This is a genomic window from uncultured Anaerobiospirillum sp. (assembly GCF_902485895.1).
GTDB classification, from domain to species: domain Bacteria; phylum Pseudomonadota; class Gammaproteobacteria; order Enterobacterales; family Succinivibrionaceae; genus Anaerobiospirillum; species Anaerobiospirillum succiniciproducens.
Genome location: NZ_CABTML010000011.1, coordinates 69567 through 83355, shown reverse-complemented (window position 1 = coordinate 83355; position 13789 = coordinate 69567). Strand labels below are relative to the sequence as shown.

General features: G+C 43.4%; 9 protein-coding genes and 1 tRNA gene. 5 read left to right on the top strand and 5 right to left on the bottom strand.

The features are described 5' to 3' along the window. Positions 1–1040: 1040 nt before the first annotated feature. The 3 genes from glyS to tusA all read right to left on the bottom strand — a co-directional run bounded on the left by glyS (position 1041) and on the right by tusA (position 4711). Positions 1041–3107: a glycine--tRNA ligase subunit beta gene (glyS, locus tag RDO37_RS01240; RefSeq protein WP_027939557.1), complete on the bottom strand. Its 2067-nt coding sequence runs from the start codon at positions 3105–3107 to the stop codon at positions 1041–1043. Between the two features lie 179 nt (positions 3108–3286). Continuing rightward, a complete protein-coding gene (glyQ, locus tag RDO37_RS01235; protein ID WP_308497837.1) occupies positions 3287–4201 on the bottom strand; it encodes a glycine--tRNA ligase subunit alpha in 915 nt (304 codons plus the stop codon). Positions 4202–4474: 273 nt separating this feature from the next. Continuing rightward, complete coding sequence (tusA, locus tag RDO37_RS01230) at positions 4475–4711, bottom strand: sulfurtransferase TusA (protein WP_027939559.1); 237 nt, start codon at positions 4709–4711, stop codon at positions 4475–4477. 323 nt (positions 4712–5034) lie between these two features. On the opposite strand from tusA, the gene RDO37_RS01225 reads away from it, so the two are divergent. The 5 genes from RDO37_RS01225 (at position 5035) to RDO37_RS01205 (ending at position 10680) form a co-directional block, all read left to right on the top strand. Beyond that, positions 5035–5110: transfer RNA gene (locus tag RDO37_RS01225), tRNA-Thr, on the top strand. Positions 5111–5747: 637 nt separating this feature from the next. Next, positions 5748–6719: a trimeric intracellular cation channel family protein gene (locus RDO37_RS01220; protein ID WP_308497836.1), complete on the top strand. Its 972-nt coding sequence runs from the start codon at positions 5748–5750 to the stop codon at positions 6717–6719. A gap of 492 nt (positions 6720–7211) precedes the next feature. Beyond that, a complete protein-coding gene (locus RDO37_RS01215; protein ID WP_027939560.1) occupies positions 7212–8264 on the top strand; it encodes an OmpA family protein in 1053 nt (350 codons plus the stop codon). A gap of 1255 nt (positions 8265–9519) precedes the next feature. Then, positions 9520–10260 (top strand): PAS domain-containing protein, encoded by a 741-nt coding sequence (locus RDO37_RS01210; RefSeq protein ID WP_308497835.1) that lies wholly within the window; start codon positions 9520–9522, stop codon positions 10258–10260. A gap of 39 nt (positions 10261–10299) precedes the next feature. Beyond that, a complete protein-coding gene (locus RDO37_RS01205) occupies positions 10300–10680 on the top strand; it encodes a RidA family protein (protein ID WP_308497834.1) in 381 nt (126 codons plus the stop codon). Positions 10681–10979: 299 nt separating this feature from the next. On the opposite strand, the gene RDO37_RS01200 is transcribed toward RDO37_RS01205, so the two are convergent. Together RDO37_RS01200 and RDO37_RS01195 are read right to left on the bottom strand one after the other, a co-directional pair. Next, positions 10980–12161 (bottom strand): GTP-binding protein, encoded by a 1182-nt coding sequence (locus RDO37_RS01200; RefSeq protein ID WP_044121597.1) that lies wholly within the window; start codon positions 12159–12161, stop codon positions 10980–10982. Between the two features lie 296 nt (positions 12162–12457). After that, a complete protein-coding gene (locus tag RDO37_RS01195) occupies positions 12458–13528 on the bottom strand; it encodes an alpha/beta fold hydrolase (RefSeq protein ID WP_308497833.1) in 1071 nt (356 codons plus the stop codon). Positions 13529–13789 lie beyond the last annotated feature (261 nt).

Genomic DNA, 13789 nt, shown 5'->3' with positions numbered 1-13789 from the left:
ACAATCAATCCGAAGTCAGCTAAAAGAGCTGTTGGAAAAAGTGAACGGCTCACGTCGAGTTGAGGTGGTTGGCTGCAGTGTGTCATATGACAATTGTTCCACGTGGAACACTCACGCCTAAACATCACAAAACGCTGTTGGAAAAAGTGAACGGCTCACGTCGATTTAAGTACTTGGTTGAATAGGTCTACATGACAATTGTTCCACGTGGAACACTCATGGCTAAATACTTTCAAAGCACTGAGGGAAAAGTGGGCTGCTTGTGTCGAGTTAATGCGCCTGGCTTCCATAGTTATATGAAAATGTTCCACGTGGAACACTAGCACCGAATCATCCCAAAGCTCTGTGGGAAAAATGAACCTCTCAGGTCGATTTAAGTACTTGGCTGAATTAGGTTCATATGACAATTGTTCCACGTGGAACACTCACGCCTAAACATCACAAAACGCTGTGGGAAAAATGAACCTCTCAGGTCGACATAAGTACTTGGCTGAATAGGTTCATATGAAAATTGTTCCACGTGGAACAATTAATAAAAAAATCTACAAGCCAATTCATTTGTGAGGATGAGTTTAGTTCGGGTGGTCATGCTAGCAGGATGTTATTAACATCGCTGCGTTCTAAGGACGAAGTGAAAAGTTAACAGGCTAAGCTTTGTAATGGCTGAATTATGTGTGTAGTCGGGATGACAACTGCATTTTTTAACATTGCTGCGTTCTAAGGACGAAGTAAAAAGTTAACAGGCTAAGCTTTGGAATGGCTGAATTATGTTCTGGTTGGCGTGCCTGCATGATTTATTAACATCGCTACGTTCGAGGGACGAAGTTAAAAGTTAACACGGTAAGCTTTGGAAGGGCTGATCTTTTTGGTTAAGGTTTAGTTGTGATTTGAAGCTATTGAAGCAAAGATAGCAACTAAAGGAATTAATGTTCCACGTGGAACATTTTAGTTGTGGCGTGGAGCAATGGTTTTTTGGGGATATGAAAAAGGCGAGCCTTGGGCTCGCCTTTGTGCGGTCGAATTAGTTATGAACTGCTCTATTAGTAAAGAACAGAGATGTCTGCAGTCTTAGAGAAGAGCAGGCTTAACTGATTGAGGATAGCTAAGCGGTTGTTCTTAACAGCCTCATCCTTGTCGTTAACCATAACCTTCTCGAAGAAGTTATCTACATCATCACGCAGCTCAGCAAGCTTGGTCATAGCCTTGTCGTAGTGGCCTTCGTTGTACAGCTCGTTGATGGCTGGCTCGATAGCGCGGATGTGCTGAACTAACTGCTTCTCAGCCTCATCGCTGAGCAGAGCATCATTGATAGCATCGGTTACGCGACCAGACTTAGACTGGATGTTGTTAACACGCTTGTATGCTGCTGCTAAGTCTTCAGCTTCCTTGAGCTGCTTGAAGTTAACCACAGCCTTAACACGCTTATCAAAGTCGAGCAGTGATACAGGGGATGTGGAGAGTACAGCCTGGAAGATTTCAGCGCCAATACCCTGATCCTGGTAGTAAGCCTTGAGACGAGCAAAGATGTAGTCGCTTACGTTAGTTGCGGTCTCTTTTGACTTTAACTTGTCACCGAAGAACTCAACACCCTTGTTGATGATTTCAACGAGGTTAAGGTCGAGCTTATTCTCAATAACGATACGAATTACACCGATGGCAGCACGACGCAGACCGAATGGATCCTTGTCACCCTTTGGCATGAGGTTGATGCCCATAATGCCGATTAAGGTTGCTAACTTCTCAGCTAAGCTTACAGAAATCTGTACTGGACGGGTTGGGATTTGGTCGCCAGCAAAGCGTGGGCAGTACTGTTCAAAGATAGCAGCTGCAACATCCTTATCTTCACCATCAAGCTCAGCGTAATGCATACCCATGATGCCCTGAGTATCAGTGAACTCAGTAACCAGAGTAGATGCAAGGTCGCACTTAGCTAAACGAGCAGCACGCTCACATAAAGCTACATCAGCGCCAACATTAGGAGCGATAGCTGCAGCGATCTTGCCTACTACAGATGAACGGTAAGCGATAGTACCGATATCCTGCTGGTAAACGATAGTTTCAAGACGTGGGTAGAAAGACTCTAAAGACTGCTTGCGATCGGTCTTGAAGAAGAACTCAGCATCAGACAGACGAGGGCGTACTACACGCTCGTTACCAGAGATAAGAGCGGTGGTGTCGCTTGGGTTGATGTTGGATACGAAAGCAAACTTAGGCAGTAATTTGCCGTTCTTGTCGTAGATTGGGAAGTACTTCTGGTCACCCTTCATGGTGTATACCAGAGCCTCAGAAGGAACCTCTAAGAATCTCTCTTCAAATGAAGCTAAGAATACATGTGGGTTCTCAACTAAAGAGGTAACTTCCTCAAGCAGAGCATCATCAAGATCAGCCTCACCGTTTACAGATGCAGCAAGCTTCTCTACCTGAGCTTTGATGTCAGCCTTACGTTCTTCAAAATCAGCGATTACAGCACCCTCATTGCGCAGCTGCTCAACGTAGGTATCTGCATTCTTAATAGTGAGTTCTTGAGAACCCATGAAACGGTGGCCCTTGATGAGGTTGGAGGATTTTACACCTAAGATTTCACCGTCAATGATTTCGTCGCCGAACATCATGCACAGAGTGTGTACTGGACGAACGAATTCATCTTTCTTATCGCCCCAGTGCATGAGCTTAGGGATTGGCAGAGCAGCTAAGGACTTGTCGAACATGTCGCGAACTAAGCTCTTAGTCTCAGTGCCTTGCTTGGTGGTCTTGATATATAACCACTCACCCTTGTCGGTCTTTAAGCGCTGTGCATCTTCAACCTTGATGCCGTTGGCAGCAGCCCAGCCAGAGGCGGCCTTGGTTGGGTTACCGTCAGCGTCGAAAGCAGCCTTGATGGCTGGACCTTTTACCTCAACTTCACGATCAGCCTGCTTAACATCTAAAGCGGAGATGATTAAGCCTAAACGACGTGGAGTGGCGTACCACTTAGAGGCAGAAAAGCCTAAGCCTTCAGTCTGCAGCTGCTTTACAAAATTCTCGTGTAAAGACTCTGCAAGCTTACGCAGAGCCTTTGGAGGTAACTCTTCAGTACCTAATTCTAAAAGTAAGTTTAACTTTTCCATTTTGAACCTGTTATTTACAGGGCAACTAAACAATGTTGAGTGTTAGAGCATCATCCATATTGTTTCTAGCGAGTACTACTCGATGAAAGGCAACACTCATGTTCAGTTGCTGATGCTTTGTTACTATCCTGAGTGCAAGGTAATTTGATTGCCTCAATCAGGAGACCTTTAGGCGGTGATTAGTTACCGCGCTTGCACATAGGGAAGCCAAGATCTTCACGAGATATGTAGTAGGCTTCAGCAACAGCTTTGGACAAGGTGCGGATGCGCAGAATGTAACGCTGTCTCTCAGTTACGGAGATAGCATGACGGGCATCGAGAAGGTTAAAGCAGTGAGCTGCCTTTAAGATGCGCTCGTAAGCTGGCAGTGGGAGAGGCTTCTCAAGATTTAAGAGGTTGGAGCTCTCTTGTTCCATCTGCTCGAACATCTTGAATAAGAAATCAGTATCAGCATGCTCGAAGTTATAAGCAGACTGCTCAACTTCGTTCTGATGATAGATATCGCCGTAGGTAACAACGCCGTTAGCAGTCTTTGCCCAAACTAGGTCGTAAATGGAGTTAACGCCCTGAATGTACATGGCAAGACGCTCTAAACCATAGGTCAGCTCGCCAGTTACTGGGTAGCAAGATAAGCCACCAACCTGCTGGAAGTAAGTAAACTGTGAAACTTCCATGCCGTTGAGCCAAACTTCCCAACCAAGACCCCATGCACCTAGGGTAGGGTTTTCCCAGTTGTCCTCAACAAAGCGGATGTCATTTACGGTTGGGTCAAAGCCAAGCTCCTTTAAGGAACCTAAGTAAAGATCCTGAATGTTATCAGGGGATGGCTTTAAGATAACCTGGAACTGATAGTAGTGTTGTAAACGGTTAGGGTTCTCGCCATAACGGCCGTCGGTTGGACGACGTGAAGGCTGAACATAGCAGCAGGAGATTGGCTCTGGGCCTAAGGAACGCAGGAAGGTCATTGGGTGTGAAGTACCTGCACCTACCTCTAAGTCAAAAGGCTGTGCAACCATGCATCCGTGACGCATCCAGTAATCTTGTAAAGTGAAGATCAAACCTTGGAAGGTTTGTAGATCATATGTATTAGACATTGTTAAAGTCCGACCACTAATTTTAAATCTGCCTGTGCCTAGCCTAGCCTAATGTAGGTCAGGTCACCGAAAACGGCATATATTCTATCAGAAAAGCCGCTCAAAAGGGCTTACTAAAGCCAAAGGCGCTCAATGAGCACCTCTTTTTAGCAATCTAGTCCTGCTATGGGGCTTAACAGCTACAAATGCATCAATATTTGAAGCAATGAATCTTTGCCGATTATTCTTCGTAAAATACGATAAATATGATGTTTTGTATGTGCGCTTAGGTGGTTAACCGCCTTTACGAATCAAATAGCGAGCTGGATGTTCCTCATCAGGCATCGCTACGAGTTCATGATTCATAAACTCGCAGTAGGCTGGTACATCTCTTAAAGAGACAGGGTCTTCAGAAATGAGTTCAATTAGCTGACCTTTTTCACAGCTACGTACACATTTACGTAGCAGCATTAAAGGTTCAGGGCAGGTAAGACCACTACCATCTACGGTTATGACTGATTCGTTTTCCATAACAAAATCCTCAAATTAGATTTGTAGGCTAAGTTTAGTACTGTACAACACCCTATGATCTATCGCCAATGCATTTCTATATAGTGATCGGGCCTATGGTTTTGGTGCCTTAGTTTTGAGTAGTATTTGAAATTAAGTAGGCATTGGATATTTTGAGGTTCTAGCTCGAGATTATTATGCGCGCACGCGATATATATCGTTATTTTGTGGATGTAGATATGCATAGATTCTTGAGGCTGGCTCTTAGTTTGCGATTATGCTGAAAAATTTTTAAGTTCGACTGTTGACGTTTAAAAAGTTATTGCTATAATGTCTGCGGTTTTGCTGGTTTAGCTCAGTTGGTAGAGCACCTGTTTTGTAAACAGGGGGTCGTGGGTTCGAGACCTACAACCAGCACCATCCAGAAAGAAACAGGCTTAAGCCTGTTTTTTTATGTCTGTAATGTTGTATCTAGTAAACATTGCAAAATGCGACAAATAAGCCTTTGGCGACGTAAGTAGGCGTTTTATTGATGATGTCGCTGTTTATCTTTGTTCTCTTCTTAATCTCACTTCGTAGTCACGTCCTCTCTTTAAGCTTTCGCTCATACCAGTTGTACTAACCATTTTGAAATAGTGCTTCGTAAAGAAGATCTTGCTTCATGCATAGAGCATATGTGGTCTTTTAAAGAGTAGTGCAGACAGATCGGTTTTTGTGTTTTGTGGCGAGGTTAGAGATATTGCTGTGGCTACACATATAGCTGTGAATATGATCCCAGATCTCATATTCCACACTTGCCTGATAATTTTGCCCATCATGTGAGGGTCGTCTTAGTAAAGCCACATCAACTAGGTACAATAGCGGCAAAAACCATCAAGAAGACTTGCTCTTTAAGCTTTACATTTTCTAGATGTGTTTGGAAGAGAACAGCTTGTATAAGTGGTGTGGCGGAGTTTTTAGTAGTCTAACTAAGAGCTTTTTTGTCAGTTTTTGCGGCCCTAACAGGTTCTTAGGACAAGATGATGAGCATGCGGCTGCGTACTTCCAGGTTAGTGACATGTTTTTAATCGTTTTGTACATAATTGGTATCACTGCTGAAGGTATCACTGGTGCTTTAGCTGCTGGTAAACGCAAAATGGATCTGTTTGGCGTCATGTTTATTGCCTGCGCTACAGCCATTGGCGGTGGTTCAGTACGTGACATGCTTTTTGGTCACTATCCTTTAACTTGGGTAGCTAATCCACACTATCTATTCATTGTTTGTGCTGCAGCTTTGATTACTACTCGCATGCCTTATTTCTTTAGCCGTTTTGAAAGAACTTTCTTGGTTCTTGATGCATTGGGTTTGGCTGTGTTTTCTGTTATAGGCGCACGCATTGGTATGGAGTACCATGCTAGCGGCTCGATTGCTCTTATCGGCGCAGTAGTTACCGGCGTATTTGGCGGTATCTTACGAGATATCTTTTGTGCCCGTATCCCTCTAGTCTTCCAAAAAGAACTCTACGCAAGTATTTCATTGCTCATTGGCGTAATGTTTGTAGCCATAGACTTCATTTCAGACAGGTTCTTCTATATCAATGAAAACGTTAACATCATCATCTGTCTGGTAACTGGATTTATTACCCGTCTAATCGCAATTCGCTACCATCTTGCTCTACCCGTATTTAGCTTTCTGCCTCAAGATGAAGTTGCTGAACAAAAAGCCAAGATTGCTGGCAAGGCCGTAGTGCATGCTGTAGACGGTAAGGGCTCACAGGGCACTTCACGTATTGAAGTCAATTCTTCTAATGGAGCAGAGAGTGACGCTCAAGTAGCTGCAGATGCTAGTTCCAAGATGGTAGCTAACGCTACTAATGCTAGTTCAAAGACGATAGCAAGCGCTAATAATGCAGCTGATGCACATGAACAAGAGGCAGAAACATCAAGTTTAGAGGATGATAAAGCATCAGATGAGTTTGCTAAGCTCGATGTAAAAGAGGCAAGATCAGCAAAAGGCCGTGATCTTAAAGAAGAGGGTAAAGATCGCTAAGATCTATGTGATTCAAGATTTAGCTAAGATTGGCCTTAGATTGTGCTGTTATAATTAAAGTAAATGAGATATAGAGTGTTTTGAAATAGCACAGTTCGTTGCACTCTTATTAGTGCTGTTCATCAAGCGAAATTACTTGCAAAACACTTATAGATGTAAATAATATAGCTTGTAAAGGCCATGGAGCCCGAAAAAATCCGTTTTTGTATATGTCTGAGATCCCTGTTTAGCCTAAGGTGGCTACGCTGTCGGATGCCGAAATACTAAGTGTCTTTACTACTGATGTAGAAGCAAATGTTCAGACACAATCACGGTCTGCAATAGAGGACTTTTGCAGCGACTTCAAGCTATTTAGAGTTACGAGTAAGTGGTAGCCTCTTTGTTTGCTATCACTCTCTTAGGACCTTTACCTGGAAAACCATTTCCGTAGGGTTTTATCACTGATTTTCAGTACAGGTAGTGTGTCTTTACCTTTGCGGGGGATCAAAAATCATGAAGAAGAATTTCTTATCTTTATCTGTTGCTGCTGCTTTATTAGCAGCTGCTGGTACCGCAAGTGCTGCTGTTGGCAACACTGGTTACATTGGTGTTCAGGCTGGCTATGTAAATGCTGACTGGGATACCCCATCAGCTGGTGACATCTACCAGTCAAACAACACTGACGGCTTTGCACCTGGTATCTACGCTGGTTACAACTTCACCCCATGGTTCGGCCTTGAGGGCGGTTACAAGCACATCAATGGTATCAAGGCTCAGCGCGTTGGCACCACTGAGTACAAGGATGTAAACGTACACGGCCCAGAGCTGGCTGTTCGTTTTGCTTTCCCATTAAACGAGACTGGCGCTGACATCTTCTTACGTGGCGGCGGTATGTACGCTATGGGTTCAGGCAGCGATAGCAAGTTCGCTCCATTAGTAGGTGTTGGCGTTTCTGTTGACCTCTCCCCAAGCCTTGACGTGCGTGTTGGCTACGATCGTTACTTTGACGTATACGACAATAAGGCAGACACCACCGGTATCGGCTTCGATATGGACATGGCTTACATCGGTCTGAACTACGTTTGGGGCCGTTCCGCTCCTGCAGCAGCTCCTGCAGAAGCTCCTAAGGTTGAAGAGACTGTAACCAATACCGTTACTAACACCTACACCTTAGACGCTAACACCCTCTTTACCTTCGACTCAAGCAAGGTAAGCCCTGAGGGTAAGGATGCTGTTGCTCAGGTTGTTACCGCTGCTAACGAGAGCAAGCTTGCTGACGCTCAGTACGTTGTAACTGGCCACACTGATCGTATCGGTCGTGCAGCTTACAACCAGAAGTTATCTGAGCAGCGTGCTAAGGCTGTTGCTGACGAGTTAGTTGCTTTAGGCGTACCAGCTCAGGCTATCGTTTCTAATGGTGTTGGTTCTTCAGAGCCTGTAACTGGCACTGAGTGTGATGGCTTATCACGTAACGAGCTCATCAAGTGCTTATCACCAGATCGTCGCGTTGTTGTTAACGTAACTGGTTCTAACACCACCACTGAGACCACCACTGTAGTTAAGTAATCTACTTGCTACTATCTCAGTTAGGCAGCAGTGAGTGTTCATTGTTGCCTTAAAAAAAAAGACCCCTACAGCCCTTGTGGTTGCAGGGGTTTTTATTGCCCAATATTTACTTTGATTGCAATTTCTATTTTCAAGGGCGTGATGGTCCAAGCTTTGTAGCCTGGATCTGCATTTTCTAATCCTGTCTGAGGCGCTGCTTCATCCGTTCAAAAGACACTCTATAGGATGGCTGCTAACTTTATAAAAGCCTCCATTTGGTAGCGCAGTTTAAGTGTTATGTGGGTATGTTGGTGGGTGTTTGGCATGTTATCTAACCCTATACCATAGGGTTCTTGACCCTCTTTGTCACCCTCTCTAGTACCCTATGAAAACGGCATATTTATGCTATTTTGATCCGCGTGAAGGAGGGTGGTGAACGTATATTTAGATCATCTTTTGTGAAGGGTGTTATGTATTTAGTTGGGCTATGCCTTACGGTGGTTAAACTACTCTAGAACTGTTGGTGACCTTCTAATTTGGTGAGTTATGTGGTGGTCTTGTGGGTAGAGTTGGAGTGTGGGAGTGGCGGCTTGGAGTCTTTTCTAGTTTGCTAAATAATTAAGAATAATAATTTGATCGGTAGAAAATATCATCAAGTAGCGATCTTGCTAGACTTTAATGGGGTCTAAGGGGCTTATTTGTTGGTTTTGGTTTATGTCTCGATCAAATTTACGATCGTAAGATTTATCGAGTTTTAGAGCTGCTTGTATGCATATATATGATTGTTTTAGCCTTATGTAAGGCATTGTAAGCTTTAGTGGGCTACTAGATGGTTTTTAATTAACTATTTTCGCTCAAAATTACTGGATAAAAATTTGAGTTAAAACTAATTTCGCTCAAATTTTTAGGGGTCAAAAATTCTATTAAAAGTTGAGTTAAATTTTAGTTTGCAAAATCGCGCAACACTAGGCTGCATCTGATCTTACGCGCATATGACTAGAGGCAAAAATGTAAATTATATTGTGATTTGGCTCAATTATATTTGAGTGAACTCACATATACATACATCCTATGAACTTTTGCAGCCTAATCTAGGTATAGTTATCTCGTAGTAGTGGCAATCACAAACATCAACTAGCGCGAAGCTCTTGTGTACTTAGGGCCTGAACAACTCTATCTAAAATTCAACCTAGTACATGATAGGACTAACATAGTATTGCTGTTATGTTAACTTAGTTAAAAAAGAGCGTAAGTTGCGGTCTTTGGAGTATCACAAATGAGTAAAGGTAATGAAATAATCCTCAATCAATACAAGTTGATTGTAGATATGCTCGGACAGATCTTCAGAGACAGTGTAGAAGTTGTGCTGCATTCGCTGCACAATTTAGAAAAATCAATTATTTACATTCATAACGGCGAGAAAACTGGTCGCGCAATTGGTTCTCCAGTTACCGATAAGGCTTTAAGAATTATTGAAGAGTTCGAGAGAACCGGTAAGACCTCCTATGGTCCTTATAGAACCATTTCTCGCGACGGTCATGAGATGAAGTCCATCACCAATGTCATCACCAACCCTAAGGGTAAGGCCATTGGTTTACTGTGCATTAACGTAGACCTGCAAACACCAATGCGCAGAGCCTACAATCTCATGTTCAACGACTTTGAGTCTATCGATGCAGGTAAAGGCAATCACGAGTACTTTGCTACTGACTTAAATGATCTGTTAACCAACTCGGTAAATAAGATCCGTGACGAGGTAATGGCAGACGATCAGATTAATCAGCGTCAAAAGAACAAGGTGATTATCAGTAAGTTAAATGATGCTGGATTATTCAACTTACGTAATTCAGTTCAGATCATTTCAGAGTTATTGGGCGTCTCTCGTGATGCAATTTACTTGCATTTAAGAACAATAAAGAAGAATCAGTCACAAAATGAACTTAATAGTACTGAAGATGGTGCTGTTGAAGATGACTTTTTAGGCTATGATGATTTTGACGAGGTAGACGAAAAGTAGTTTTAAACGCACAAGGTGTTGCACCTGTTAAGGAGTGATATGTCAACTAAGTTCAAGCCTGTAAAATCTGATAAGGCTCCGCCAGCTATTGGTCCTTATAGCTGTGCTTTAGACGCTAATGGAACTATATACCTTTCAGGTCAACTTCCTATTGATGAAAATGGCTCCATGCCGGAGACTGTTATTGAGCAAGCTGCCCGCTGTTTAATTAACATTAAGCATCTTTTAGAAGCTGCAGGTCTGCACATGGATAACGTGGTTAAGACCACGGTTTTCATCACTAATATGGACGATTTTGATACCGTTAACAGCGTTTATAAGCGTTACTTCATTCCGCCTTATCCAGCACGCTGCTGTGTAGAAGTTAGCCGTTTACCAAAAGGTGCAAAGGTGCTTATCGATTGCATCGCAGTGCGCTAATCAAAGATTACCAATAATGCTATAGCAACTTGGCTGTAGCGTAGCTAAGGCTCTTTTGAGCCCGTCCATGCCTAATTAAGTGTTAGGCAGATGATGAAAGCAAGTTTCTCTAAAGTTTTGTTAAAAAACGCGCTATCCTCGAAAGAGCATAGCGCGTTTTTTTTGCCTAGTGCTGCTTAGGCTGCACATAGAGCTAGACTGTTTGGCTGCACATATAGCTAGACTGTTTGGCTGCACCATAGAGCAAGCCTGTTAGGGCGCTCATAGAGCTCTAGTAGCGGCTAATTGAGGCCTTTAGTCTACTTGTCAGAATAGGTATCGCTTAAGTCTATTTCCTCTTCAACATAGCCACTGTCAGCAGCATTGATGATCTGACGGTAGTAGTCGATAGTGGACTCATCAGGATTGTCTATAGCCTGAGTGAAGATGTGCTTGATCTGCTCAATCACGGTAGCACGTACGATGAATACGAGCTTAGAGGTCTTCTTACCCTCTGGCCATGAATCAAGCTGAGCCACTGGATAGAGCTGACCTTGTACACCGTGGATAATGACAGGCTTATCCTGGCCTTCGATATCTAAGATACCCTTAAGACGCAGAATAGAGTCGCCATACTGTTGCTGCACTAAGTTAACAGCAGCAAGTAAAGTCAGTGAGTTAATAGGCTTATCGCGTTCGATAGCAAAACTTTCGATATTGGTGTGAGCAATGATCTTTGGCTTAGCTACTGCAGCATCAAATTTAGCCTCAGCAGGACGAATTGGGGAGGCTAAATTGGAACCTGGAGCAGGTGCCTTAATGTCGAGCCAAGCTTTGACCTCGGATGCATCCTTGTTTTCAAAAGCCTTGTACGGGCCAATTTCGTGGATGATCTTAGGGGTAATGTGGCCCTTAATCATAGGGTGGATTGGGGCAGAACCATTGATAGAGCGTGCTACCTCACTAATAGCCTCAATCTCATCGGCATCGATAAGGTCAGTCTTAGAGACTAAAATGATATCTGCAAGCGCAATCTGCTTTACTGCTTCATACTGCTTTTGCAGCTGCTCACGAACAAACTGACCATCAAGCACGGTGATAGTACCGTCGTAGCGGAAAGTCTCCATGCAGAACTCATCGTTATTGATGGTGCCGATTACACCTGATGGATCGGCAAGACCGGTAGTTTCAATCAGAACACGATTGAACTTTGGAATATCACCTTCTTGAGCCTTGATGAAGTTAGTAGCTAAAGACTGAACTAATTCACCTTGTAAGGTGCAGCAAATACAGCCGGAGCCAAGCAGTACAACTGTATCGTCGACAGCCTGTACGAGCTCGTGGTCTAAGCCAACGTCGCCAAATTCATTGATGAGCACTAAAGTGTCTTTAAACTCTTCGGTGTTGACCCATTGGTTTAGCAGGGTGGTTTTACCGCTACCAAGGAAACCGGTGATGATGTTTACAGGGATTCTGTTATCAACTTCTATTGTATCTGACATTTTGTATCTCCGGTTATGGGTATTGAGGTCTAAGCACGATAGCTGCTTTTCCTAAAGAGCTGATTATATCAGCAAGCTTAGGTTTGCCTATTTGCACAAAGGGACAAAAGTTATCGTATGTGCACAGCAACTAGAGTTATCTTCACCGATTAGATTGTACTCTCAAACAAACAAAAAGGCCTGAAAATATCACTTTCAGGCCTTTTTAAAAAGGGTTGCTAGCTCGTAGAGGCTCTATTGCAAGCAAGCTAGAGCAATTAACAGCAAAATAGTATTAAGACGAGCTATCAAGGTAGCTAAGACTCAACTGGAGCGTCTAAAGGCTCTGATTGAGTATGTGCCATTAAGGCCTCTGCATCAGGCTCAGTTGTGCCATTGAACAGGAAGTTTAAAGCCTTAATCAAGGATGGGTTACGGTAGTTATCTGCCTCATTCAGGATGTCGTGGTAAGCATGAGGGATGATCTCAAACTTAGGTGGTACACGATCATTCTTATGATGCTCGCAGAACTCCTTAGCTGCAGTAGTGGAAACAACCATATCTGCGCCAGCTGACATGCACAGAGTTGGGAAATCAAAGTTGCACTTGATACGGTTTAAACGCAGCTGAGCTTGCATACAGCAACGGACAAACTTGTAGGTAGGTCCTGCAAGAGCTAACTCTGGGTTTTTGACATAGTAGTCATGATAGAGCTTGTAGCGTAATTGGCTGTGAGAGTGAATGTTCTCTTCAAAAGGAATACGCTCATACTCTTTGCCAAAAGGAGTGTAGGACAGAGCAAAAGGTCTGAAGTTACACAGGGTCTTTAAGATAGGATAGACCACCTTTGGAGGCAGTAAGAAGTTGATGCCAAGGAAAGGAGCAATCAGTACTAAAGACTTTGGCTTGTGTGGGTAATTGGTGTTGAAGCAGAACTCAAGAGCAATCAGACCACCTAAAGAGAAGCCTAAAAGCTTGAAGTTAGGGCCTACGTCTAAGTAGCTTAAGATATTCTCAAAGTCAGCACGGTAGTGTAAGAAGCGCTCAACATGGCATTTGTTGGAGTCATAGAGCACTGGAGTAGACTTACCTTGACCACGTACAAAAGCCACGATCACGCGGATACCAGTATCCTTGAGGCTGTATAAGAGCTCAGCATATTTATGCTCGCTTTCCGCACGTCCTGCAATGATAACTAAGGTATTAGAAGAATCATCGGCAGATACGCCGCTAGTACCTTCAGGAGCAGGGAGCTCGATGGCACTTAAGAAGAGATTACCTGATGCATGGATTCTGTGATGCTTGATATCAGTCTCATAAAACTTCTCGATCTCTGAGAGGTTTTCGGATAAAAAAGCTTCACTGCCAATGTTTTGAAAATTGATCATGGTCCCTCTCCTCGTTAAGTCCTGAGAACACGTCCCTTGCGACCATGGCGATGAATCCATGGACGCTGTCGTGCATACGAGCAAGTGCAGATTATATAAGCACGATCTTTTATAAAAAAGATAGTGTGGTAACGAAGCAATCTGCAGTGCTGCAACAACTAAAAATAGCTTAAGGTGTAAGCATGCATTAGTTGCATGAGCTTACATCATCTAATGTAATGCAAAATGCACAATTGCGCTATAGCAATAGGCATGATCTAG